18 protein-coding genes and 1 tRNA gene are annotated in these 24,943 nt (G+C 39.8%); 6 read left to right on the forward strand and 13 right to left on the reverse strand.

Annotated features, from left to right (window positions below; all coding sequences use genetic code 11):
* Positions 1-47 precede the first annotated feature (47 nt).
* Positions 48-1,238: a polysaccharide deacetylase family protein gene (locus tag LEP1GSC199_RS15275; RefSeq protein WP_002987269.1), complete on the forward strand. Its 1,191-nt coding sequence runs from the start codon at positions 48-50 to the stop codon at positions 1,236-1,238.
* Between the two features lie 81 nt (positions 1,239-1,319).
* On the opposite strand, the gene LEP1GSC199_RS15280 is transcribed toward LEP1GSC199_RS15275, so the two are convergent.
* The 3 genes from LEP1GSC199_RS15280 to LEP1GSC199_RS15290 form a co-directional block, all read right to left on the reverse strand.
* Entirely contained in the window at positions 1,320-4,574 is a 3,255-nt protein-coding gene (locus tag LEP1GSC199_RS15280; RefSeq protein ID WP_002987170.1) for an efflux RND transporter permease subunit, read from the reverse strand.
* A gap of 24 nt (positions 4,575-4,598) precedes the next feature.
* Complete coding sequence (gene def / locus LEP1GSC199_RS15285) at positions 4,599-5,138, reverse strand: peptide deformylase (protein WP_002987179.1); 540 nt, start codon at positions 5,136-5,138, stop codon at positions 4,599-4,601.
* A gap of 114 nt (positions 5,139-5,252) precedes the next feature.
* Positions 5,253-5,325, reverse strand: a tRNA-Ala gene (locus LEP1GSC199_RS15290).
* Positions 5,326-5,400: 75 nt separating this feature from the next.
* Between LEP1GSC199_RS15290 and LEP1GSC199_RS15295 the strand changes: the two genes are divergently transcribed.
* Genes LEP1GSC199_RS15295 through LEP1GSC199_RS15315 form a run of 5 tightly spaced genes read left to right on the forward strand, consistent with a single transcriptional unit; the run spans position 5,401 to position 13,255 of the window.
* A complete protein-coding gene (locus LEP1GSC199_RS15295) occupies positions 5,401-5,712 on the forward strand; it encodes a hypothetical protein (protein WP_002987446.1) in 312 nt (103 codons plus the stop codon).
* A gap of 4 nt (positions 5,713-5,716) precedes the next feature.
* A complete protein-coding gene (locus LEP1GSC199_RS15300) occupies positions 5,717-8,464 on the forward strand; it encodes a SpoIIE family protein phosphatase (protein ID WP_002987429.1) in 2,748 nt (915 codons plus the stop codon).
* Complete coding sequence (locus tag LEP1GSC199_RS15305) at positions 8,461-8,802, forward strand: STAS domain-containing protein (protein ID WP_002987138.1); 342 nt, start codon at positions 8,461-8,463, stop codon at positions 8,800-8,802. The genes LEP1GSC199_RS15300 and LEP1GSC199_RS15305 overlap by 4 nt, the downstream gene beginning before the upstream one ends.
* Before the next feature lie 47 nt (positions 8,803-8,849).
* Entirely contained in the window at positions 8,850-10,496 is a 1,647-nt protein-coding gene (locus LEP1GSC199_RS15310; RefSeq protein ID WP_002986942.1) for an acyl-CoA carboxylase subunit beta, read from the forward strand.
* A gap of 5 nt (positions 10,497-10,501) precedes the next feature.
* A complete protein-coding gene (locus tag LEP1GSC199_RS15315; protein WP_002987361.1) occupies positions 10,502-13,255 on the forward strand; it encodes an ATP-binding protein in 2,754 nt (917 codons plus the stop codon).
* Here LEP1GSC199_RS15315 and LEP1GSC199_RS15320 read toward each other — a convergent pair whose 3' ends face one another.
* Genes LEP1GSC199_RS15320 through ispH form a run of 10 tightly spaced genes read right to left on the reverse strand, consistent with a single transcriptional unit; the run spans position 13,256 to position 24,869 of the window.
* Positions 13,256-14,308 carry a protein-glutamate methylesterase/protein-glutamine glutaminase gene (locus LEP1GSC199_RS15320; protein ID WP_002987405.1) on the reverse strand — a complete coding sequence of 351 codons (1,053 nt, stop codon included), beginning with the start codon at positions 14,306-14,308 and terminating at the stop codon, positions 13,256-13,258.
* Between the two features lie 3 nt (positions 14,309-14,311).
* The gene (locus tag LEP1GSC199_RS15325; protein ID WP_002987292.1) at positions 14,312-14,800 is read right to left on the reverse strand and encodes a chemotaxis protein CheD; all 489 of its coding nucleotides are present in this window, start codon (positions 14,798-14,800) and stop codon (positions 14,312-14,314) included.
* The gene (locus LEP1GSC199_RS15330) at positions 14,800-15,276 is read right to left on the reverse strand and encodes a chemotaxis protein CheW (protein WP_002986937.1); all 477 of its coding nucleotides are present in this window, start codon (positions 15,274-15,276) and stop codon (positions 14,800-14,802) included. The genes LEP1GSC199_RS15325 and LEP1GSC199_RS15330 overlap by 1 nt, the downstream gene beginning before the upstream one ends.
* A gap of 13 nt (positions 15,277-15,289) precedes the next feature.
* A complete protein-coding gene (locus tag LEP1GSC199_RS15335) occupies positions 15,290-18,004 on the reverse strand; it encodes a methyl-accepting chemotaxis protein (protein ID WP_002987278.1) in 2,715 nt (904 codons plus the stop codon).
* A 10-nt stretch (positions 18,005-18,014) separates the two neighbouring features.
* Positions 18,015-20,210 (reverse strand): chemotaxis protein CheA, encoded by a 2,196-nt coding sequence (locus LEP1GSC199_RS15340; RefSeq protein ID WP_002987387.1) that lies wholly within the window; start codon positions 20,208-20,210, stop codon positions 18,015-18,017.
* Complete coding sequence (locus LEP1GSC199_RS15345) at positions 20,210-20,581, reverse strand: STAS domain-containing protein (RefSeq protein ID WP_002986966.1); 372 nt, start codon at positions 20,579-20,581, stop codon at positions 20,210-20,212. Before LEP1GSC199_RS15345 ends, LEP1GSC199_RS15340 begins: the two co-directional genes overlap by 1 nt.
* Positions 20,582-20,583: 2 nt before the next feature.
* Complete coding sequence (locus tag LEP1GSC199_RS15350) at positions 20,584-20,949, reverse strand: response regulator (protein ID WP_002987040.1); 366 nt, start codon at positions 20,947-20,949, stop codon at positions 20,584-20,586.
* Positions 20,942-22,249, reverse strand: coding sequence for a response regulator (locus tag LEP1GSC199_RS15355; protein WP_002987231.1), 1,308 nt, complete (start codon positions 22,247-22,249; stop codon positions 20,942-20,944). Before LEP1GSC199_RS15355 ends, LEP1GSC199_RS15350 begins: the two co-directional genes overlap by 8 nt.
* Before the next feature lie 48 nt (positions 22,250-22,297).
* Positions 22,298-23,920, reverse strand: coding sequence for a GAF domain-containing sensor histidine kinase (locus LEP1GSC199_RS15360; protein WP_002987336.1), 1,623 nt, complete (start codon positions 23,918-23,920; stop codon positions 22,298-22,300).
* Between the two features lies 1 nt (position 23,921).
* Positions 23,922-24,869, reverse strand: coding sequence for a 4-hydroxy-3-methylbut-2-enyl diphosphate reductase (ispH, locus tag LEP1GSC199_RS15365; protein ID WP_039927038.1), 948 nt, complete (start codon positions 24,867-24,869; stop codon positions 23,922-23,924).
* Positions 24,870-24,943: the final 74 nt, after the last annotated feature.

The raw sequence follows: 24,943 nt of genomic DNA on the forward strand, positions 1-24,943 counted from the left end.
CGACTGATCCAAATCCGATATTAGGTAGTAAGGAAACCCATACCCGCATGTCCCTCGACCCGACAAATGAAGAAAAGGAAATTCAGGATATTGTTCATGAACTTTCCCAGGACATCGAGAAGGACCGGTTGTTCGCAAAAAAACTTCGTAAGTTTGCGCTGGTTTCTGCCCTTTCTTTTGTTGGGATTACAGTAATTGTCCTTTGTGGGTATTTACTCTATCTTAGTTTGAGTGTCACCAAACTCGAGTCAGAGGTAAAAGAAAAAGAAAAAAATCTTCGGGAACTCGAACAATCCCTTTTTTCTCTTATGTACCAAGAGCAACTTCGCGAGGAAAAAGCTTTACCGGGAGACAGTGAACCCGATACAGAACTTGCCAAACAAGTAGAAGAGAATGTTCAGTTCTTAAAAGAAGTGAGCCAAAATACAAAAGGGCGCAATGTCCTTCGTGGAAATGAAACACAGAAAGAAATTGCGCTTACCTTTGATTTGGCGACAGGGGAAGAACTTCCCGTATTATACAATTATATCAAAGAACATAAAATCAAAGTGACTCTCTTTCTATCAAACGAGAGGCCTTCTGATATCAATGGTTCCTTCTTTATCCGTCAAAATTTAGAATATATAAAAAAAATGGCAAAAACAGGATCTGTAGAATTTGGAAACCATACCTGGTCCCATTTTAATTACCAACGATCGGTGACAGAAACTTCCTTAAAAAAACGAATGGTACTCGATTACCTTTCCAATTCGGTTCTCGATCTCCCTCGAATGGCAGAAGAGTTAAAACGAGTGGAAGATACCTTCCATTCTCTCACCAAACAAGAATTAAAGAAATACTATCGTTTGCCGTATGGTGCCCTCAGCCAATTGATTTTAGATGCTCATGCTAGTCTTGGATATACGGACCACATCATGTGGTCAAATAATTCTAAAGGGTCACTTGATCTCCCCGATTATATTAGTAAACAATTCCTCTATAAAAAAACATCAAAGGGAAAAAAAGAAGTGGTTCGTAATCCTCATTACAAAACGGGTGAGGAGACACTTACCTTTTTGGAAAATTGGGAAAAGGCAGATGCGAACGGAATGAACGGTGCCATCATTCTCATGCACTTAGGTGGTCCAAGAAAATTTGATAAATTGATTTATATCCTTCCCACATTCATTGAACGAATGAAAGAGAAAGGGTATAAATTTGTAACACTAACTGAAGTGTTAAATGATAAAAAGGATTAATCCTTTTTTGTTCTGTTTCGATTCCCCAATCACAGTTCCTAGTTTTGTTAGAAACCATTATTGGGATTCAATTCATTCTTCTTATACCAATCTCTTCTTTCTTGTATGGTATTTAGCGACCATCCAGTCTTTAAACGAATACAAGTTCAGGTAAAATACAGGCACCATGATGAGGGTGATAAAGGTCGCAAACGCAAGTCCCCAACCAAAGGCCAAAGCCATGGGAACAAGGAAAGGGTCTTTTCCTCCTATTCCATAAGCTGTCGGAAGGAGGCCAAGAACTGTAGTCACTGTAGTTAGCATTACGGCTCTTAGGCGAATGCTTCCCGCTTCTACCAGGAGTTCAAAAGTGGATTTACTCGGATCTTCTATCCTGAGTTGGTTGGCACAATCCACAAGAACAATGGAGTCGTTGACTACCACCCCCGCAAGTCCGATGATTCCAAGGAAAGCAAGGAAGGAGAATGGTTGTCCATGGATTAAAAAAGCAAAAATCACACCAATAACAGCAAAAGGAATGGCGCTCATCACAATGAGAGGTTGTGCCAAAGAACGGAATAGGGAAGCAAGGATCATATAGATAATGAGAAGTCCCACAAGGAAGGCTCGGCCAAGAGATGCCATCGACTCTTCTGTATCTTTATTTTCCCCGGAGAAACGAACAGAATACCCAGGGTATTTGGCGATAATCCCTTCGGTAAGTTTTTTGGCTTCTATATTGACTTGTCTAGAGGTAGAAACCGTTTCATCAATGTTAGACGTGACCGTTAATAACCGTTTCCCATCCAAATGGTTAATGGAAGCTCGCCCCGGCCTTCTATCGTGACTAGTAAGTCGTGAAACTGGGACTAGGTTCCCCGTTAGATTATTCACATACACTTTGTTTAGGTGGGTGAGGGACGAACGGTATTCTTCAGGAAATCGAACCCTAACATCTACTTCCTCATCGGCCCTTTTGATTTTAGTGGAAACTGTTCCTTGAAGTGCGGTGTTGATAGCAAGAGATACTGATTGAACACTGACCCCAGCAAAAGAGGCCAGAGTTTCATCTACAGAAACGCGGATTTCATCTTTTCCTTCATTAAAATCATCTCCAATGTCTGTCACTCCCTTGATTTTTGCGAGCGCGGCCTTGAACTCGGCACCAATTTTTAGTAAGGTGGCAAAATCATCTCCTTTGATTTCGATCGCCACTGGTTTTCCCACAGGGGGACCACCTGCCAGTTTTTCAAATTCTAAGTTTACTAATTTTCCCTTCAAAGGAAGAAAATCTTTCGGAACATCCGCTACGGGAAGGACTTCCTCATTTTTTTTATCAATATTTTCTTTGGCTAACTTCTCTTCTAAAAGGAGGAGGGCTTTCTCATTTAACATAAATTTGGTGTTTTGACGAACCACTTCAATGATTTTTTCTGTGGACCTTTCTCTATTGTCGTCGGGAGTTAAATACACCATTACTTGTGCATAGTTTTTCCCCCGTTTGGTGAATGGATCATTCGGATCTTTTTGGATGATCCCCACTCGGGAAATGTAGTTTTCTACTTCACCTTGGGGAAGTTTGGAAACTGCGTGTTCTATTGCTCGAATGAAACGATCGGTTTCTTCTAATTTTAAACCAGTTTCTGCCGTAACTCTTACTTGGAAGGTTTCAATGGCACCGGGAAAAAGTTTGAATTTTCCGAATTTGATTTGGATGGCGAGAGAAAAAACAAAAAGACCCACAAGTAGGCCCACCATTTTCCATCGGTTCCTGAGTGCAAAACTTAGAAGGGGAAGGTAAGTTCTCTCTTTAAACTTCACAAACCAATGAGATTCTTCTTTGACTTCACCTTTCATGTCTGTGGCTTTACTCACATCATACAAGTGAGAAGGTAACATAAAGAAGGCTTCAAATAGGGAACTACATAAAGATAAAATCACCACAAGCGGAATGGAGTGGATGAACTTACCAAAGATCCCTGTCATAAATAACATAGGACCAAAGGCAGCAATGGTAGTGGTTACTGTGGCTGTGACGGGTGCGAGCACTTCGCTTGTCCCTCGCATGGCCGCTTCAAATGGTTCTTCTCCCATTTCCAAATGTCGGTATACGTTTTCACAAATGATGATGGCATCATCCACTAAAATCCCCACCACAATGATAAGACCCATCATGGAAATTAAATTCAAAGTCAGACCCATATAGTTCATGGCAACAAAGGTCATCGCAATGGAGATAGGAATTCCGAGAGCCGTCATAAGGGCCATACGCCAGCCGAGAAAAACAAATAAAGAAGCCGTTACGAGAAATAGTCCCGAGACTGCATTAGAAGTTAAAACTCCGAGGCGACGACGAATGTATTTAGATAAGTCATTGACAAAGGCATGTTTGACCGTGCCCCCTGAGGACTTTATAAACTCTTCTACTACAAGTTTGGAATCATCCACAACGGTAATGGCATCTGCCTTTTCCCGCTTAATTACCGTTAAAGCAATGGCGATGTCCCCATTGGATTTGTCCAAATAATCCGAGTCTTCAAAGCCTTCAGTGACTCGGGCGACATCACGAATTCGTACAGAACGACCTGCATCATTGGACCGAACAAAAACATTTTCTATTTCTTCGGCAGTATCAAATTCACCAACAGTGCGGACAATGATCTCTCTTGTTTTTTCATTGATATTTCCTCCAGGGAAATTGATGTTTCGAAGACGAAGGGCATTGATCACTTGGGTGGAGGAAAGAGAAAGGCTTCTTAATTTGTCGGGATCTAAGTCGACTTTCATTTCCCGTTCTCGCCATCCGCGTTTGGTGATCCTTGCCACCGTAGGTAGGTCTTTCAGTTTTTCTTCTAAAATTTTGGCTTTATCGCGTAGTTCTTTGGCACTTAACAAAGGTTTGCCGTCTTTGGTAACCGAAGACAAATGGATTTCAATAACGGGTTGTCTTGCTGTTGTGATTTCAGTGACAATCGGATCCTCAACCTCAGTTGGCATATCTTGGATTCGGTCTATGGCCGATTTCAAATCATCGACTACTTTTTGCGTATTTTTTGTATTGGGATCAATAGTAACAATAATCCCTGAACGATTTTCCAAAGAGGCAGAGCGAAATTCTTTGATCCCGTCCACTTCTTTGATGGCATCTTCCAAAGGTTTGGTAACTAATTTTTCTACATCAGCAGGTGCCGCCCCTGGGTAAACCGTGGTCACACTCACAATATCAAAATTGATATTGGGGAAAGCTTCTCTGTTCATCGTGGCAGCTGTAAAACCACCCACAAGAAGAATGAGAAAGGTAAGAAGGTTTACGAATAAACTCTTTGAAAGAAAATATTGAACGATAGATGTGCCCATACAACTCCTTTTGGAGAAAAAAAATTAATCTAACAACTTACCGGCAGTATCAATGTCTTCGTTATACCCGAATAACTTTGTACTTTTGAGCCTATCCACATAAAGAACACCAAAGAGATGATCGCACTCATGTTGTAATACGATGGCACGATAACCAGTAATCACTTCTTCATGTTCCACAAAATTTTCATCCCGCCATTTCATTCGAATTTTATCGGGTCTTTCCACATAACCGCGCATACCGGGAACCGAAAGGCAACCTTCCCAGAATCCTTCTCCGGCTGCAGAAAGCGGTGTAATCTCTGGGTTCAGGATGATTTGGTTCGGAACTTCTGGGGTTCCTGGGTATCTTTCGTTGTCATCGTCTTGGCCAACAACAACTAGTTTTTTGAGCACACCAATTTGGGGGGCAGCAAGGCCTACACCTTCAGCGTGACGCATGGTTTCAAACATATCTCGAATCAGTTTTTTGAAATCCTTGGTTTGGATTTCGGATTCAGTTACGTCTTCGCTCGTTTGACGGAGTAAGGGATTGCCAATCTTGAGGATTTTTCTAACAGCCATAATCTAATATGGAATAGATTGAAAAAGGTCACTGATTGATCAAGTGATCTCCACTCCAAATGAAAAAGAATTTGACAGGGGAGGCTTTGAACTGTGAAATTCCGGGAGGGATTTTGGAGACGAGGGGAATCGAACCCCCGACCTTTTGAATGCCATTCAAACGCTCTCCCAACTGAGCTACGTCCCCTTGTGCTAATCCAAGGTGAGAGACCGCGTTTGTCTGTCAACAGAATCCTAAAATGGCTAAGGAACCAGAGATGTTATGGGACAAGATACAGTAGAAGAACTGACTAAAAAACTGAAAATCCAATCGGATATCATCAGAGGCTATGAAAAAGTTCTTAGACTCAACGAACAAGAATTAGCAAACGCCGATGAGATCATTCGGATGTATGAACAAATTATCGATTATTCACGAGTGGAACTGAGGGAAGCCAAAGAAACTGTGCAAGCAAGTTCGATGGTATCTAACTTAAGTCGGGACGAACTCATGTCTGCTTTCGACAAAATTAAGTCATTAGAAGATGCAAATCGAAAACTAAGAGAAGAATCACTAAAATTTAACAACGATTAAAACATTGAAACCCAGCTTTCTTCCGCCAATCATTCGAAAAAACGACGAAGGCGGATTTTACCTTTCATCTTCTTCCGAATTGGATGACTTGTACCATTTTATTCTTGGTCAAGCAAAACGACTCGTTTCGGCAAAATCAGCAGCTTTTTATTTTCGAAATGAAAGAGGGAACCTGAGTCGTTTTGGTTTAGTCGGCGACAAATCCAGCGCCGGTTTGGTTGCCAAACATGTTTTCAAAACTCGCAAGAGTATCCTTATCAAAAAAGGCTCTCACTTAAAGGATACCGATGGTCCTGTTGCTGAGTCATATATCGCCTGTTACGTGGGAGATGAAATTGGGGATTTGGCTCTCGGAGTACTCGTTCTCGAGGGGATCAAACACTTCCAAAATTTTTCCGAACAAGATTTAGACTTAATTAATTATTTTAGTGCTAACTTAAACGCCTTATTTAAAGACACAGTTCTCTCGGAAGCAGAACCACAATTTTTCAATTCCCTCACCACTTCCATTCTGTTACTCATCGACAATGCCAATATCCACAACAATAATAACAGACTTCAGTATTTTTTAGAGGAAATCATTCGAGTTGCGGTTCTAATCAATACCAGTGTCGATTTAGAACGTGTTCTCGTTATGGTAATGGAATCGGCAAAATCAGTTTTCCGAACGGAAGCAAGTTCCTTGCTTTTGTTAGATGATAAAAAGGAATATCTAATTTTCCATACGGTAACTGGCGAAAAACGTGAAGAAGTGGCTAAAATCAAGGTTCCTGTGGGCCAAGGGATTGCAGGAACGGTTGCTGTCACCAAACAACCCATGATCATTAATGATGCCCAAAATGACAATCGGGTCTTTCGGGATGTAGACAAAGCTTCCAATTTCATTACAAGAAATATTCTCGCAAGTCCTCTTATTGTGGGGGACGAAGTGATTGGTGTGATTGAAGCCATCAACACCATTGACAGAAATAATTTTAGCCAAGATGATATTGATACCTTTTTGTCCTTTTCTAGTGCTTGTGCGGTAGCCATCCAAAAAACTCGCCTGCTCGATAATCTAAATGAAACGAACTTAGAACTCAAACAAAAACTAAGTACTTTGGAATCTATTTTTGATTTGGGCCAAGCAGTCCTTGAATCCCATGATGAACTTGGCCTGATGTCAAAAACATTGAGTATTCTCACCAAAGAGTTGTCATGCGAAGATGCTGGTATGGTCATCATTGAAGAAAAAAACAAAAACCGTATTCAGGTTTACGCAAGACAACTCGGGATTGTTCGGGAGTCATTTTTTCCTATGCCAGAAAGTCGGCTTTTCCTAAGCCTAATGGAGTCGGGAAATCCCAGAATGGCTGTCGTTTCGCCACAACTGGAAGAATCCTTTTTAGAATTAGAAGCTTATACCTTAAAGAAAAATTTTTTAATTTTGCCGATTGCCCCTCGGGGTGGAAATTTAAGAGCAGCGCTTTATGTCAGTGGTAAACAATCCGCACATTCCTTTAATGAAACAGACCTTCGGATGTTAAAAACTTTGTCTTCGCCACTTGCAAAGGCTTATGAAAACTTAAGACTGAACCAAGAAATCATCACGAAAAAATCGATTGAAAAAGAAATCGAGATCACAAGAAAAATCCAGAACAATATTCTTCCGAACTCACTCATCCAGTCTCCTCTATTTGATTTGGGTGTGATGTCTGTTGCCGCCAAAGAGGTGTCAGGTGATTTTTATGATTTCCATTCTTTTGGTGAGGACCAGTTTTCTTTTTTAGTGGCAGACGTTTCGGGAAAAAGTTTACCTGCGGCCATTTTTATGGCGATGTCAAGTTCCATCATTCGCACTTTATCAAGGACCACAGACCTTTCACCTTCAGAACTTCTTTTTCGTGCCAACCAACTGATTTACGAAGATTCCCAATCAGGAATGTTTGTGACTCTTTTTCTAGTGAACTACCAAAGACGGACAAGGACTTTGAAATTTGCCTCCGCTGGTCACAACGACCAAATTTGGATTCGTAAAGATGGAAGTTTTGAACTTCTTAAAGGGAAGGGGGCACCACTGGGTGTGGTTCCGCAAACCAACTACCAAGGGGGAGAAATTCAAATAGAACCGGGAGATATTTTGGTCTTTTATACGGACGGGGCCATTGAAGAAAAAAATCCTGACGAAGAGGAGTATGGCCTCGACAGGTTTATCGATTTTATCATCGAAAGAAGGAATGAATCTTCCCAGAAAATCGTAGAAGATGTATATGACGATATCCGAAAGTTTTCACTTTCTGAGGAACAGTACGATGACTTTACGGTAATGATCCTAAAATTCGCGGAAGTGACGACTTTCGAAATTTCGAAAGTATTCCCGGCCCATCCCGATGAAATTCCCAAACTTCGAGATTTTATTTCTGAACATTTAGAAAACAAAATCACAAAACCCTTTGCCTTTGATGATGTTCTTATATCTTTGGATGAAGCAGCGACCAATATTGTGATGCACAGTTACAAGGACACCGCACTAGCGAAACCTAGTTTCGAATGTCGGCTAGAATTGATTGGAGACAATCTTAAGATTGTACTCATTGACGAGGGGAAACCCTTTGACAGAAAAAAAGTTCCTAAACCTTCCGTAGAAGCCAATGTAAAAGGGGAACGGAAGGGAGGATTTGGCGTTTATCTTATGGAGACTCTGATGGACAAAGTGTCCTATGACTTCAACGGGAAACAAAACATAACCTATTTGGAGAAATCGATCGTATGAATGAAGACAAAATTGGAATCCATTCGGAAGCCGTTGGTGATAAGATGGTTGTACATGTCCAAGGCAATTTGGATGTTCACAATACACATAAAATAGAAAAGGATTTGATGACCTTAGTTAGTGCTGCAGGTAAACCGGTCATTTTCAATTTGAGTGATGTTCCTTTTATATCCTCTGCAGGCCTTCGATTGCTTGTCACAACACTACGTCATTGCCAGGAACAAAAAATAAGCATTTCTATCTGTGGCCTTCAACCGGCGGTAGAGAAAGTATTCGATATCATTGGAATGCAGCAGCTATTTACAATTTATCCTGATTTGAGCTCTGCTCTGAAGTAAAAATCACTTTTCTAAGTGGTCCTAAACAAAACATTGGAAAAAAACTTATGGAAACCAAGCAGTATTCCCTAAACAACCCGTTCAAAGAAACCAAGGCTCCGGAAACTCAAACCGGAATTTATGATGATGCTCTCAAATTAGGAAAGGAACTCATTGAGAAACCTATCCTTGGAGGCGGAGAAGATAGAATCCGCGTCCAACACTCCAAAAACCGTATGACGGTTTGGGAGAGAATCAAAGTCCTTACAGATGAAGAACCTAATATCACGTACCAAAACTGGGGACCCAATTTAGATGGGGCTTCCATTGTTACCGGAATTTTAAATATCAAAGGACGAGATGTCGCCGTTTACGGACATGACTTCACACTTCGTGCGGGTTCTATGGATGCAACGAACGGAAGTAAACTGGCTCGCCTCATCCAGATGGCAGGAACCCATGGGATTCCTTTGATTGGAATGAACGACTCGGCAGGTGCTTATGTTCCTGCGGGAGTGGGTGGACTTGACGGATATTCGGAAGCATTTACCGCACTCAGAAAGATCAGTGGTGTGGTTCCTTCCGTCATGTTAATGTTTGGTTTTAACGCAGGGGGGGGAGCTTACCTTCCGCGCCAAGGATCTTTTATGATCCAGAGTGATGGAACCTTCTTTGGTCTGACAGGCCCTGGTGTAGTCAAGTCGGTTCTCGGTGAGGACATCTCTGCCGAGGATTTAGGTGGACCCAAAGTTCATGGACAATCCGGTGTGGTTGACCTTGTCACAGGTGATGAACTCGGATCTCTCAGAACAGCCATTCGCCTTCTTTCTTATTTGCCGGACAATAATCATAGTTTTGCGCCGTTTTATCCTACTTCAGATCCTGTAGACAGATTCATTTACGAAGAAGACATTCTTTTTAGAAAAACATTCAATTCGCCTACAGGGATGAACACCCCGTTTGATATCACTTTGTATTTACAACAAATCTGTGACCATGGCGAGTTCTTTGAATTACAACCACAAAGAGCAAGAAATATAGTCACCGCCTTTGGTCGAATAGGTGGTCATGTTGTGGGTTTTCTTGCCAATAACTCTGCTGTTTCTTCTGGTCAGATTGATATTGGTGCTTCACGTAAAGGAACTCGTTTCGTTAGATTTTGTAACTTGTACAATATCCCTATGGTTTTCATTGAAGATACAACGGGTTTTTTACCAGGTCGCGACCAAGAGCATAATGGGATTGTTCTAGAGGGTAGAAAACTTCTCGATTCCATCATTGATCTTCGCACTCCAAGACTCACTCTTATCATCCGTAACGCGTTTGGTGGAGCTTATGCAACATTTAACTCTTATTTTACGGGTGCGTCCATGGTGTTTGCACTTCCTACAGCAAGGATTGCGGTCATGGGTCCTGCCGGAAAAGAGTATGTTTACAAAGACGAAATCACCGGAGTCCAAAAAGAATTTTTGGCCAATGTAAAAAAAGGGATGAGTGAAAAGGAAGCCGCTTCCGTTCGTGATACAAAACTTTTTGAAATAGGCCAAAGATACGAAAAAGAACTGATGAATCCAAAAGAGGCACTTTCTCTTGGTTCTGTTTCTTCTATCATTTTGCCAGGATACACAAGAAATGTGTTATCTAAAAACTTGAGTTTCCTGATGTCCAAATACAAACCGGCAGAAATGTCCGGTCCTCAAAGGGAGTTTGAGTAATTTCCATGTTAGATAAGAATTTAAAACGCATTCAGTTCCAAGAGTCCGAGTCCAATTGGATCCGGTCTTTTAGTGTAGAATCGATCAAGTGCCTCATTGTTTGCCGTGGCCCCGTTCGCAAAGAAACCATGGATGTATTTGATGCCATCGGTGTGAAAGAATATGGAATTCTACTTTCAGAAAAAGATTCCATCGTGTATCCAAAGGCTTTGGCACCAGAGCTTCGTAACTTCCGTTTTGCGGAAAATATCCACCGTGTTCCTGACTATATGGGAGCAGGGAAAGAAGAGAAAGAACAACGCATTCACCAAATCATAGGAATTGCCAAAGACAATGGATACACTCATATCTTTGCCGGTTACGGATTTATGGCTGAGGATGCGGAATTTATCGAGGCCATTGAAAAAGCAGGAATTATCTTTATGGGACCAAGTTCCCATGTAGCTAAAGGTGCTGGCGCTAAAGACGAAGCAAAAAAACTGGCAAGAAGTCTGAACGTATCGGTAACCCCAGGTGTGGATAATATCACAGCTCTTGCTTTACTTCGTAAAACGGGAAATTCCAAAGAGGGACTTCTTAAAGTTGCCAAAGAAAACAATTTATCCTTTTCTTTCAATGAATCCAGATCACTCGAAGACAATGCGGAAGATTTACTTCAGCTTTCTTATGAAAAAACCATAGACATCACTTCCATTCCTGATTTACAAAAAGAGTCTGCGATCCTTTGTGAAGACATTTGGAAAAAATATCCAGGAAAACGAATCCGATTCAAATACATCGGTGGTGGTGGTGGAAAGGGACAACGTGTCATCGGTGAAAAATCGGAAATTGATGCAGCCGTTATGGAGATCCTAGCGGAATCTAAAGTCACAGCCGTTGGATCCAATAGAAACTTCCTTATTGAGCTCAATATTGAAAATACACGCCACAACGAGATTCAACTCATCGGTAATGGGGAGTGGTCTTTGTCTCTTGGGGGTCGTGATTGTTCTTTGCAGATGCATGAACAAAAACTTTTAGAAATTTCTCAAACGGTAGAGTTACTCCAAAAAGAAGCAGATCTCGTTCGTTCTACAAATCCTAAAAAAGCCGCAATCTTAGATAAAGACACACAAACTTTAAAAGATATGGAAAACCAAGCAGAAGTGTTTGGAAAAGCAATTCGTTTGAATTCAGTTTCTACTTTTGAATGTATTGTTGAGGGAAATAGTTTCTTCTTTATGGAAGTAAACACAAGGATTCAGGTGGAACACCGTGTCACAGAGATGGTGTACAAAATGAAGTTCACGAATCCCAATGATCCGAACGATTTCTTTTATATTGATTCGCTTGTGGAAGCGATGGCTGTCCTTTCCATTCATGGTCTTCGTGTTCCCAAACCAGAACGAATTTTGCGAAATGTATCTGGTGCGGAAGTCCGAATCAATGCCACAAACCGTGCGTTACAACCACATGCGGGTGGGATCATCCAAAACTGGTCGAATTCACTACCGGAAGAGATTCGAGATGACCAAGGAATTTGTACTCGTAACCCCGATACAGGTGCCTTTGTTCACTACAACCTAGCAGGTGCTTATGATTCCAACGTGGCTCTCATTGTTTCTTATGGAAATTCGAGAACAGAAAACTTGGAAATTTTAGGCAACATCCTTCGCAAAACAGAGCTTAGAGGTCTGAATCTCGAAACCAACTTACTTGTTCACTATGGACTCATCCAGTGGATTTTGGGTAAGGATGCGATGTTCAAACCGTCTACTGCTTTTATGATTTCTTATTTAGCAGGAATCGGAGCTCTGCAATCCATCATCAATGATTTGGATTTAGAATATCTTTGGTCTGAAAAAACAAAGGCCTCTGATCCTGAACTCAAAAAAATCCTAAACAAAAAGATGACTCTTGTCATTCGTCCTATGGAACGCCTTCTTGCCAACCCGCACCTTCTCGGTGGATTTCTTGGATACTTCGATGGAAAACTTTGGACAAGGACAGGAAACAATCTTTCCTTCTCTGAAAACCCCATTCAATTTTTAGATTCTTTGTATTACTATTTGAACTTAGATACAACAGAACAAAAAGCAAGTTCCGAAAAGATTTGGGATCATGATGCGAACCTACTCACAGAAGCAAAAGCATTCTATTCTGAGCTTACAGTTAGAACAGGACTTAGTTCTTGGAAAGAACTCTCTGATGCATTGGCCAAAGGTAAAAATCCTTCGAAAACTCTTTCTGAGGAACTCTGGACTGCCTCTGTTGCAAGCCATAATGGATTCCAAGCAGGTCTTGAAACTCTTTTACTACTTCCCAAAATCGGTATCAAATCTAACTTTTTTGGTTTGGATGTGAATGCAGATTTGGACGGAGTGGTTCCTGACGAATTCAAAAACAAAGAAACTAGAGATGCTTTGATCAAAACTTTGAACCCACCACCGAAAATGTCTGGGGATGAAATTGTGGCACCGATGGGTGGAATGTTTTACTCTAAGGAAGCTCCGAACTTACCACAACTTATCAATGAAGGGGATCATTTCCAAGCGGGACAACCTCTCTTTATCATTGAAGTAATGAAGATGTTTAACAAAATTCTGGCTCCAGTCAGTGGAACCGTTGTTAAAAATCTAATGGTAGATTCCGATGGAAAGATTGTTACAAAAGCACAACCTATCTTCAAAATCAAACCAGACGAAATTCTAAAGGAAGAGTCTCCTGAAGACATTCGATCGAGAAAGGTTAAGGTAACAAAAGAGTTGGGTCTCGGTTAATCAACCGTAACCCACAATTGTTTTATAGATTTCAGTCAAAGGGAGGATGTGGTTTACACCTCCCCTCTTGATTGCTTCTTTCGGCATCCCAAAGACAACAGAAGATTCTTCATTTTGTGCAATGGTATCTGCCCCAGCTTCTTTCATCTCAAATAATCCAAAGGCTCCATCGTCACCCATTCCTGTCATGATGATCCCTTTGGCATTTTTTCCCGCATTCCTTGCCACAGAACGAAAGAGCACATCCACTGATGGTTTGTGGCGATTGACAAGAGGACCATCCGCAACTTCTACATAATACTGGGCACCGGAGCGTTTCACCGTCATATGTCGATTTCCAGGTGCAATGAGGGCGAGGCCTCGAACCACACGGTCTCCATCCTTGGCTTCCCTAACACTAATTTCACAAATGGAATCCAATCGTTTGGAAAAGGTCTCTGTAAATTTTTCGGGCATATGTTGAACGATGACAATACCTGGAGTTTTGTCCCTGGGTAGTTTTGTGAGAACTTCTTCTAAGGCAATGGTTCCGCCTGTTGAGGTCCCGATAGCGACAATTTTTTCTGTTGCCTGTAATTGGGAGATGTCCTGTTTTTTTTCCGTTTTGATGGTGAACTGTTTTTGATTTGAAAAGTTTGGAAGTGCTTTTAAGGAAACCGCTGCCGCTGCCATCACCGCATCGATAAGTTCAATGGTGCTTTCATTTAAAAAATCTTTTAATCCGATTTTAGGTTTTGTAATGATATCACAAGCACCAAGGCTCATCGCAATCATAGCCGTATCGGATCCTTCTGTAGTTAAGGTGGAACAAATGACAACGGGGGTTGGTCTTTCTGACATGATTTTTTTTAAAAAAGACAACCCGTCCATTCTAGGCATTTCGATATCCAAAACAATGACATCGGGCCAATCGTTATTCATTTTATCCAATGCAAAAAGTGGATCCGAAGCACTGCCTAAAAATTCGAAACTCGAGTCGGATTTGAATATTTCAGCTAATACCTGTCTTACGACAGCTGAATCATCGATGACAAATACCTTAATTTTTTTCATAAATTATTTTTTCTCAACCCAGACTTCCCCATCCCAAACAGTAAAATAAATCTTTCTGGATAAAGTCCCGCCAACGTCTTCAGAAATGATTTTGATTTCATTGTCTCTTAGAATCTTTTTGGCAAATTCTGCATTTTTTGTACCAACGTGAGAAGTGGAATTGTCCTTTAAAATCTCTCTTTCTTCGTGTAGAAACATGTTCGATCCTCCGAATATTTTCGCGTAATACTCGTTTGGTGACGATCTATGTTTTTTCATTTCAGCTAAAAAAAAGGAAACCGCATCGATTCCATATTTGTGGGTTTTTTCAGAGTGGAGATCGGCAGGAGAAGGAAGGAGGTAATGACACATCCCACCTAAGTGGCGATTGGGATGCCATAAAACAATGGAAACACAAGAACCGAGTAAGGTTCTGACCCGAAATCCTGAGCCACCGAAGAATATCTCTCCGGGGTTTAGAAAACGGTCTATAACTTCACTCGGTGATTCCATTACATCACATTTGACGATGTTTCTTGGATGGTTTGTAACTCAGAAAGTTCCAGAATTTGGTTCACTTTCAAAATAATCACAAATCTGTTTTCTAATTTTCCAAGTCCTTGGATAAAATCTAATCGGATTTTTGAACCGAAACTAGGGGGGTCTTCGATGGAATCAGGAGGAATGTCGACTACCTCATTGACTGAATCCACAAGGAGACCGACATCTATGATTTCGTTTTCCAACTTGATTTCAGTGATGATGATACAAGTTTTCCGATTGGTTTCTGTTTTCTTTTTGTAAAATCTCATATTGAGATCAATGACTGGAACTACATTTCCTCTGAGGTTGATCACCCCAGGAATGTATTCTGGCATCATTGGAACATGGGTCACAGATTCAAATTCAATGATCTCTTTGATATATAATATTCCGAGACCAAAGAGTTCTTCCGAAATTAGAAAAGTTAAGTATTGGAGTTCCTGCATATAGGTATCCTATTTAATACTTCTGGAACTTGTTATTTTCATCGGTTGAATCCGCCTTTCTGGGGTTAGGTGTTTGAAGCCGTCCAGTAGGTTTTGACGCCGGTTTTGCATGTTTGGAATCAACAACAGATTGGAAGTTTGTTTGTTTTCCCAATTTAAAGAAACTAATAGAAGAGAGGAGTTTCTCTGCTTGGGCTTGTAATTCTTCCGCAATCGCTGCTAATTCTTCTGAGGCACTTGCTGATTGTTGTGAGACTTGGTCCAGTTGTCCCATTGCTTTATTGACCTCATTGACACCGGAGGATTGTTCCTGGCTTGCTGCGGTAATCTCTTGCACGAGGTCGGCAGTTTTATTGATGGCAGGAACAATTTCTTCAATGAGTTTTCCGGCAGATTCTGCAATTTGAACCGAATTTCCAGCCAAACTACCAATTTCATTTGCTGATTTTTGAGAACGTTCTGCAAGTTTTCTGACTTCTGATGCCACTACCGCAAATCCTTTTCCATGTTCACCAGCTCTGGCTGCTTCAATAGCAGCATTTAACGCAAGTAAGTTGGTTTGATAAGCAATATCTTCAATGATTGATATTTTATCTGCAATTTCCTTCATTGCTGATACTGTATTTTTTACAGCTTCTCCACCTTGTTTTGCATCTTTGGCTGACTTTGTGGCGATGGTGTCAGTTTGTTTTGCATTTTCCGCATTTTGGTCAATGGATGCACCCATCTCCTCTAATGAGGCAGATGTTTCTTCCACGGAAGCCGCTTGTTCACTGGCACCTTGTGATAGTGTACTTGCAGTCGATGCTACTTCATCGGCAGCATTAACAAGAGCATCCGTGTTTGTTTTTACATCGTTAATGATATCTACAAGTTTTTTTGCAGTGTTATTGAAGGAATCTCTTAGTTTTGCAAACCCACCATCATACTCATTGGTAATGAGTTGCGTGAGGTCACCATTCTCTAATGCGGACAATCCTATCACAAGATCGTCGACAATACGAGCAGTTTCAATCGCAATATTTTTTTGTTCCGTGATGTCTGTTGCGAATTTTATGACTTTATAAGGTTTACCGTTTAAGTCAAGGATTGGGTTGTAGGTTGCTTGTAACCAAACAATTTTTCCACCTTTACCAATCCTTCTATATTCAGCAGTTTGAAACTCACCTCGGTTTAAACCTGCCCAAAACTGTCGGTAATCTTCTGAATTGACCATCGTTGGTTCCACAAACATTCTGTGATGTTTTCCAACTATTTCTTGTAACCCATATCCCATTGTTTTTTGGAAAATATCATTTGCGGTGATAATGGTTCCATCCATATTGAATTCAATGGTTGCTTGGGCTTTGTTGATTGCTTCAATTTGGCCAATAAACTCTCGGACTTGTTTTTTATTTTCAGTGATGTCTGTTGCAAATTTTATAACTTTGTATGGTTTTCCGTTAGCATCGAGAATGGGAGTATAGGTTGCTTGGAGCCATACTTCTTTTCCATTTTTTCCAAATCTTTTGTATTCGGATGATTGGTAGTCCCCACGATTGAGGGTAGCCCAAAATTGTCGGTAGGCTTCTGAGTTTGCCTCTTGAGTTTCGAGAAAAATTCTATGGTGTTGCCCTTTGATTTCACTTAAACTGTAGTTCATTAGATTTAGGAAATTTTCATTCGCAGCGGTGATGGTTCCATCCATATTGAATTCAATGGTTGCTTGTGACCTTTCAATAGCTTTTGCATTCGCATTGGCTTCGGTTACATCAGCCCATTCCACAACACTTCCCAATCTTTCGCCACTTGGAGTAATGATCGGGTTTGCGATTAAATTGAATTCACGATTCCCGATTTTAATGCTCGACTTGTGTTCTGAGGTAAAGGATCCGAGAAGTTTTCGTTGGTGGCTTGGGTCCTTATGATAACTATCAATATTACTACCCATCAAATCTTTGAGCGAAAAATTGCGTAATTGAGTTTTAATATCAGCTTCCGATTTTCCAAACATAGAATGAATTGCTTTATTCATATAAACTACATTTAAATTGGGATCAGAGATCATTACATTGGTAGAGACACTGTCCAAAGCTGTTTTGATTTGGATGGCATCCTTTAATGGTTTACCGACTTGCCCGAGTAAAAGAAATAGTAGGGCCGCAGTAATGATAAGAAACACAGCACCAGATACAAAAATGGGAAGGAGGATTTCTTTGGGTGACGCAACCTCTTTTGAAACTTCAGTGAGACTATCTTTTGTTAATTGAGCGTTCCATTTGGATATAGAAGCAGAGTAGGGTTTCCACAGTTCAGGAAGATTTGATTTGAGAAGTTCTTTTTTTGTGATATCTTCAGGTTCGTTTAAGTAGGCCTTAATGAGAGCAATATATTCATCTTTTTGAATGGTTGCTGTTTTAAGAATCGCTGATTCCTCTGAGGAGTTTGGGAATGTCGAGGTTTGTTCCCAAGAAGAATTTAGTTTTTCTAAATCATATTTGATTTTGGCAATTGATGTTTTATCTACTTCTTGCGATTGCAGGGTAGTGAAAAGATCGGACTGTATCGATTGGCTTAAGTTCCAAACCGATGTTAGAGTCTCGGTTTTTTGTAGTTGGACTTTTGTTGTTTCTTCCGAGGGTTGTGAACCTGTGATTGTTCCCCAAGAATAAAAAGTAATCCAAACCACAAATAACAATCCCGCCAGAAAAAAACCTATTAGTTTCGTGCTTATCTTTATATTTTTCATATCATCCTCTTCATTTATATAATCTTTCGTTTTCTACAGCTATTGTTCTTTCGAATAGAGAAGGTATGTCTATAATGAGAGCAACATTTCCATCTCCTAAGATGCTAGAACCACTTACACCTTTCACATGGCGAAATACAGATCCCATTGGTTTGATTACCGTTTGGTATTCACCGAGAAGTCGTTCGACAACGATTCCCGCTTTTTTCTCCCCATTCCTAACTATAACAATATTTTCACGTAAATTTTCGCCTGATGATTCCGTTGGGTAATAATCTTTGAGTCGGAGGAAGGGAATTAAATTCCCTCGAAGTGGAAAGAATTGATTTGAATCAGTTTTGTTTTCATCTGTAAAATGAAGGCATTCCAAAACCATATCCATCGGAATAATAAACTGGTTTTTCCCCACTTCAACCAAAAAGCCATCGATGATAGCTAAGGTTAAAGGTAATCGAATGATGAACCGACTTCCCTGGTTCGGAGTGGATTTGACCGTTATGGTTCCGCGTAAAGACTCTATATTTTGTAAAACAACATCAAGGCCCACACCTCTACCGGAAACATTGGTAACTTTGGATGCAGTGGAGAGCCCTGGATGGAAAAGAAGTTTGAATACTTCTTCTTCTGAATCTGGTAACGGTCCAGAAACAAGGCCTTTATCGATTCCTTTTTGCCAGACTTTTTCCTTTTGAATCCCATTACCATCATCAGTGATTTCAAGGACGACACTGCCTGCTTCATGGAATGCATTGAGTTTGATTGTACCTTGTTTTGGTTTTCCTTTTTTTTCTCGTTCTTCAGAAGTTTCCAGTCCATGGTCACAGGCATTTCTGACTAAGTGAGTGAGTGGGTCACCTAACTTATCAACTATGTTTCGATCAAGTTCAGTTTCATTACCTTCTGTGATGAGTTTGATCTCTTTACCAAGATCTTTTCCTAAGTCCCGAACGGTTCTCGTATATTTCTGGAAAGTATCACCAATAGGAACCATTCTGAGTTTTAAGGAAATTTCCCTAACTTCGTTAAGTAATCTCATCGCAAGTAAAGAGGATTCTTGTAAGTTGGAATCTTCTGTATATCCAATGAGTTGGTTCATGTTAGCACAAGATACAACAAGTTCTCCCACTCGATTGATTAGGTTATCAATTCGTTTGGAATCTACTTTTATGGTTGCTGATTTGTTTTGGTCTTTTGTTAGTTGAGTAGGATTTTTGAATTCCAAAATTTCCAGTGGAGATTCCAAAGCCGCAGTCACAGGATCTGCGGATGGAACAGATGAGGTTACAATTCCCGTTTTACGACCTTTTAATTCTTCAAAGTAGTTAATTAAACTAGCGTCCGTTAGAATATTAATTTCTTTCCATGTATTGCCGAGTAAAATTTCTTCCTCCGGAAGCTGCTGGGAAAGATCAACTAAATCTTCTATATTAGAACCTGGGGGTAAAATATGTAAAAAGGAGTCATTTTCTATAAAGTTAAACACTTTGCGGACAGTATCTAAATCGGAATCGGTTACAAAATGAATTTCGAAACCTAAATAACAAGATTCGGGATCATACTCGTCGGAGATGGGAATGGTTTCTGTAATCGTTTTTAAGGAATGAATTTTTCCAATTTTTTTTAAATATCCAATGAAAGAAATAGGATCTAAACCTTGGGCAAAGACATTACGATTGGGTCGAAAGGAAATAAGATAACCTGGGATCACATCATTTGTGTTTGTTTTCGAAGTGAGAGCATTGGATCCAGTAACAGTATTGTTTTGCGTTGTTTTTTCAATTTCTTTATGGCTTCCATTCTTTACTGAAATATCAGCATCAATACTTTGAAACGGCTTCATGAGTTCCAAGATAGAATTACCATGCGTAATTTTGGATTCTGGAATTTTCCCTTTTGTTTCTTCGTTTACTAAATAAGAGAGGTGGTCCTTTGCTTTGAGTAGAATTTCTGTTAGTTCTTGTTGGAAAGGAATTTCATGGGCACGTAACCTATCGAGTAAGTTCTCCACAACATGTGTGAACTTAACAGTCGATTCAAAACCAAACATTCCCGCTGTTCCTTTGATTGTATGAACCGCGCGGAAGATTGCATTTAGGTCTTCGTCTGTGGGGGAGGACACTTCTGTTCGTAGAAGGATTGCCTCCATATCACGAAGGAATTCATCTGATTCAACTAAATAGGCATCTATAACCTCGGTTAAATCCATTAACTAATTTTCCTTGTGCCGTATCGAAATTCCACTTCGTTAGAATGTTCTTTTTTTACTTTAACCCGATCTCCAAAAAAACTAACAAGTCCTAACAAATCCAAAACTTTCAAAACAGGGAGGGAGTGGTTTTCTAGTTTGATCGAAAAATGATTTTGTTGGCTCAAAGTTTTGATATAGATTAAAAACTGTATACCAGCAGAATCGATTCGTTGGATTCCGTTTAGATCTAACTGGATGATTTTTCCCTTTGCGGAGGTCCAAATTACAGAATTTTTTTGCCATTCTTTAATAAAGGGTACAGTTAAATACCCCAACCAAGTGATTGCAAAACCTGAATTTGTTTCTCTGAGATTCTGGACCGGTTCCATGATTATGTTAATAGTTTAGAAATGGTATCTAACAACTCTTCTGGAGAAAAGGGTTTAGTGAGCCATGCTTTAGCACCAGCATCCATACCTTGTTGTTTTTTTTCAGGTTGGGATTCTGTAGTTAACATGATGATTGGTGTGAACTTGTATTTGGGATTTTCTTTTACTTTTTTTATAAAACTGATGCCATCCATATTCGGCATATTCATGTCTGAAACTATTAAATCAACTGCATTGGCTTCGAGTTGTTTTAAACCTTCTAAACCATCACCTGCCTCAATTAAATCGAAGTTTGCATTCTTTAGATGTACAGAGATGATCTTTCGGAATACCGCCGAGTCATCTATAATTAATATCTTTCTATTCATGGTTTGTTTCCTTGTCGTTTTGGATTGGTAAAAATAATTCGGCTATGATGCAGTCGGCTTTCACTTCTGTTGTGTGATCAATTGCATTCCGGATAAAAAACATCCCGTTGTGCCTGTGAAGTATGAAGTCAACCATTGTTAAACCAAGTCCTAAGCTAAACTTTTCTTTTGAGTAAAAACTTTCTACGGGTGGATGAATGCGATAAAACGGTTCTACTAACTTTTTTTCAAACTGAGCTAATTGTTTTGCATATTCATCGTCAATAATGTTGTTTTTTGCAGACAAACAAAAATATCCATCTACAAAAGTTACAAATACATCAAAGTGAGATTTCCTTTTTGAATATTTTAGGCCATTGGTAAAAATTTCGTGAATCGCTACCTTTATCGACTCAAGATCAAGGTCAAGATAGACTGACTGTTTGATTACAGGTAAGTTTACCTTTAATTCTCGTTCAGCAATCTCATCTCTAAAAGTTTCAATGAGTGATGGTAAAAGACCTAGTAGTTCTTCGCTATTAGTTCGCACTAAATTTGTATTATTTTGGATAATGCCTACAGCAAGGTCTAAACCACCCATCATGGCAATGTTATGTTCATGGTTTTCAAAGAGCAGATCCCAAAACTCTTTATTGATGGAATAATCCTTTCCCTGATCCACTTTTATCTGTTGGATAGAGTCAATAATCGTTGACATAGCTCCAAGTCCTGATCCTTGCATTAAAGTGGTCTTTAGATTTAAAATTGAATGAAGTTCGGAATTGATTTCGTTTGTTTTGCGATGTGATTCTTTGTAATTAAGCCATTCCAATTGACTTTTTAGTTCCTTTGATTCCTCATCCATGAGAAGAGATTCCATTCTCTTTAAGTAGACGTATTCTAATGCTTTTTCTATACGGTCGGCCGCAATTTCTATATGAAGAGGTTTCAAAAGATAATCATATACACCCATTTTCATGACTTCGATGATTTCTTCTGTTTGATCGATAGCAGTTTGTACTATAAAGACAGCGGAAGGTTCTAGTTTTTTTCGCTCTTGAATGAATGATCTGCCATCAAGGACGGGCATCATCAAATCCACCAAATACAGGCTATATGGTCGTTTCGTTGCCATCTCAAGCGCAACTTTTCCGTCCTCAGCAATCTCTGTTTCCATACCAATCCGTTTACATATTGCTTCTAAAAGGACTTGGTTTTCCTTTTTATCCTCAATGATTAGGATGGGTTCCTTGGGACGCCTAAGGTGTTCCTTTTTTGGAGCCTTCAATGACTGATTTTGGTTTACATTCGATTCCACCATATAGATTATCGGAAATCCTACGGTAGAATCCTTATTGGTTCAATTCCTTTATTTTATTATTTCAGGTAACTTGAGTTTAAAATTAGAGCCTTGTCCTAGTTGGGAACTGAGTTCAAGCATACCTCCGAGACGGATGGCAAGTCCTTGGGAAATGGACAATCCAAGACCCGTACCTTCCACGTTTCCATCGTCGTTTAACCGGGTGAAGGTATGAAAAATACGGTTTTGATCTTCTTTGGAGATTCCTGGACCAAAATCACGTACAGAAATCTCAAGGAAATCGCCGACCCACTCACAATCAAATTCAATGTAGGGGTGGTTTGCGTACTTTATCGCATTTGAAAGTGTATTTAATAGGATTTGTTGAATTTTTCCCGCATCCGAAGTGATTGGTTTTGAATACACTGGTGGACGGAACCGAATGTCCATTCCTTTCGCTTTCGCTTGTGGTTGAATTAAATCTAATGTTTGGCGATATATATCTTCTGGTTTAAACGTTGTTATTTGGATTTTAATCTGTCCTGACTCGATTTTCATTAAATTTAGAATTTCGTTGATCATGTTCAGAAGTCGCATTCCTCCTGTATAAATATAATTTAAGTATTCTTTTCCTGTTGCATCGGAGTCAGGCAATTCGATAAGTTTCGAAAAACCAATGATTGAGTTTAAGGGAGTTCTTAGTTCATGGCTCATATGTGTCAAAAATTCAGTTTTGACTTGGTAGGCACGTTCCAGTTCTTCTTTCGTTTTTGTGAGATCTAATGTCCTTTCCAAAATCAATGACTCTAGTGCGGATTTATAGCGATTCAATTCCGAAAGATCAGAATCTCTTTGAACAAAAAGACCCATCCACCGACTCACAGTCTGATAGATCAAAAGATTTTCATGTTGGATGGGGGAGTTTGGTTTGTATTTAAGGAAACCCATCACTCCCAAAAATTTATTTTCAAAACGGACGGGAATGAGAAGGAGAGTTTCTGCTTTCGTTTGATCAAAAAACCACTTTTCTCTAGGCATTGCTTTGCCTTGTGTTAAATGAATTGTTTTTCCATTTTTTAATTTATGAATCCAGCGGCCAAGACCTATGTCATACCAGTTTTCATTTTGGCATTCTTGTGGTATGAGAGGGTATTTGGTAGTTTTTCTTTCGTTGACCCAAATTTTAAATCGATCTTCTGCTTCGTTCTTTTCATATTTGAGAAAGAAAATAGAATCCATTTCTGTAAAGTATAGGAGTTGGTAGAGAGCTTGTGGTAGACCTTCTCGTATTGAGTGTTGTTGGATGAGGATTTGGATGGATGAGGCAACACCTAGTTCGAATCGTAACCTCCAAGCAATTTCCTCTTCTTGTCGTTGTTTTGTGGTAATGTCTTTGATACAAAATTTTGTATAGTCCTTGTTTTTTTCCCCTTCCGGAAATTGAAACTTTCCAAACGAGGTTTCAAGAATGGTACCATTTGTTTTATAGATTAGTTCGGTTGAAAAATCATAGTGATCGATCTTTTGCGAAAGAAAACTATCTAAGTCAAACCCAGCTTCTAAAGAGGTAAAAATCTGATTTTTAACTATGATTTCAAATTTTTTCGACGACTTATCAATAGATAGAATGCAGGTCCCTGAATCATCTCCTTCTAAAGAAGCCTTTAGTAATGAACAAGGATCAAAAACCATACTAATATTGTTTCAATAGTTCTTTCGGAAGTTTGAAACTCATTGTATCTTCTCGGCTTTCCGGAAATAAGGAAACTTTTGCATCGGGAAAGTGTTTTAAAATCTCTCCCACTATTTCATCCACAAGGACTTGAGGACTGGAAGCACCTGCGGTGATTCCCAGTATTTTGATTTTAGAATTTTTTATATGGTCGGGGTTGACATCTTCTTTGCGAGAGATTTGGAAACTATCAGGTCTCGTTTTTTTGGCCAATTGACAAAGTCTTACGGAGTTAGATGAGTTTTCTGCACCAATAACTAACATGGCATCTACTGATTCCAACATAGATTGGACTGCTTCCTGTCTTTCTGTTGTCGCATAACAAATATCATCTTTTTGAGGATGTTCTACATGAGGAAAAACTTCTTCAATTTTTTTCACAATGCTCTTGGTATCTGCCACTGATAGTGTGGTTTGCATGAGATAGGTGAGGGGTTTGTCTTTTGTGATTTTACTTTTTAGATTTTCTACATCTTCTGGTGATTCCACTAAAAACATATCGGCTTCTCCCATGGTGCCGATGGCTTCGTCATGGCCTCTGTGAGCGATATAGATGATTTGGTGTGAGTCTTTGATGTTTCTTGCTTTTTTATGAACTCTTGTGACTAGGGGGCAGGTGGCATCGCCAATTTTCATTTTCCTTTGGGTGGCTTCTTTTACCACTTCTGGAGAAACTCCGTGGGCGGAGAAAACGACGGTGGCTCCATCTGGAACTTCTTTCAGTTCGTTGATGAACTGGATTCCTTTTTTTTTCATTTCTTCCACAACTCTCTGGTTATGGACAATTTCTTTACGAACGTAGAGGGGGGTGTTTGGGTTTTCCTGGAAGGCTGTCTCCACATAGGAGATGGCATACTTCACTCCAGCACAAAATCCACGGGGGTTCGCTAAATATATGGTCTCTAACACTTAAAAAAGCCTGCCTTTTTCTGAAATCCACTTCCATAGATTTACTAGGACATATTTTAGAAAAGGGGAAGTTC

It is taken from the genome of Leptospira vanthielii serovar Holland str. Waz Holland = ATCC 700522, assembly GCF_000332455.1.
Taxonomy (GTDB): domain Bacteria; phylum Spirochaetota; class Leptospiria; order Leptospirales; family Leptospiraceae; genus Leptospira_A; species Leptospira_A vanthielii.

Bases quoted from the DNA above. Each gene is read 5' to 3' on its own strand.
- LEP1GSC199_RS15275 (WP_002987269.1), top strand. From the start codon at position 48: ATGTCCCTCGACCCGACAAATGAAGAAAAGGAAATTCAGGATATTGTT.
- LEP1GSC199_RS15280 (WP_002987170.1), bottom strand. From the start codon at position 4,574: ATGGGCACATCTATCGTTCAATATTTTCTTTCAAAGAGTTTATTCGTA.
- def (WP_002987179.1), bottom strand. From the start codon at position 5,138: ATGGCTGTTAGAAAAATCCTCAAGATTGGCAATCCCTTACTCCGTCAA.
- LEP1GSC199_RS15295 (WP_002987446.1), top strand. From the start codon at position 5,401: ATGGGACAAGATACAGTAGAAGAACTGACTAAAAAACTGAAAATCCAA.
- LEP1GSC199_RS15305 (WP_002987138.1), top strand. From the start codon at position 8,461: ATGAATGAAGACAAAATTGGAATCCATTCGGAAGCCGTTGGTGATAAG.
- LEP1GSC199_RS15310 (WP_002986942.1), top strand. From the start codon at position 8,850: ATGGAAACCAAGCAGTATTCCCTAAACAACCCGTTCAAAGAAACCAAG.
- LEP1GSC199_RS15315 (WP_002987361.1), top strand. From the start codon at position 10,502: ATGTTAGATAAGAATTTAAAACGCATTCAGTTCCAAGAGTCCGAGTCC.
- LEP1GSC199_RS15320 (WP_002987405.1), bottom strand. From the start codon at position 14,308: ATGAAAAAAATTAAGGTATTTGTCATCGATGATTCAGCTGTCGTAAGA.
- LEP1GSC199_RS15325 (WP_002987292.1), bottom strand. From the start codon at position 14,800: ATGGAATCACCGAGTGAAGTTATAGACCGTTTTCTAAACCCCGGAGAG.
- LEP1GSC199_RS15330 (WP_002986937.1), bottom strand. From the start codon at position 15,276: ATGCAGGAACTCCAATACTTAACTTTTCTAATTTCGGAAGAACTCTTT.
- LEP1GSC199_RS15335 (WP_002987278.1), bottom strand. From the start codon at position 18,004: ATGAAAAATATAAAGATAAGCACGAAACTAATAGGTTTTTTTCTGGCG.
- LEP1GSC199_RS15340 (WP_002987387.1), bottom strand. From the start codon at position 20,210: ATGGATTTAACCGAGGTTATAGATGCCTATTTAGTTGAATCAGATGAA.
- LEP1GSC199_RS15345 (WP_002986966.1), bottom strand. From the start codon at position 20,581: ATGGAACCGGTCCAGAATCTCAGAGAAACAAATTCAGGTTTTGCAATC.
- LEP1GSC199_RS15350 (WP_002987040.1), bottom strand. From the start codon at position 20,949: ATGAATAGAAAGATATTAATTATAGATGACTCGGCGGTATTCCGAAAG.
- LEP1GSC199_RS15355 (WP_002987231.1), bottom strand. From the start codon at position 22,249: ATGGTGGAATCGAATGTAAACCAAAATCAGTCATTGAAGGCTCCAAAA.
- LEP1GSC199_RS15360 (WP_002987336.1), bottom strand. From the start codon at position 23,920: ATGGTTTTTGATCCTTGTTCATTACTAAAGGCTTCTTTAGAAGGAGAT.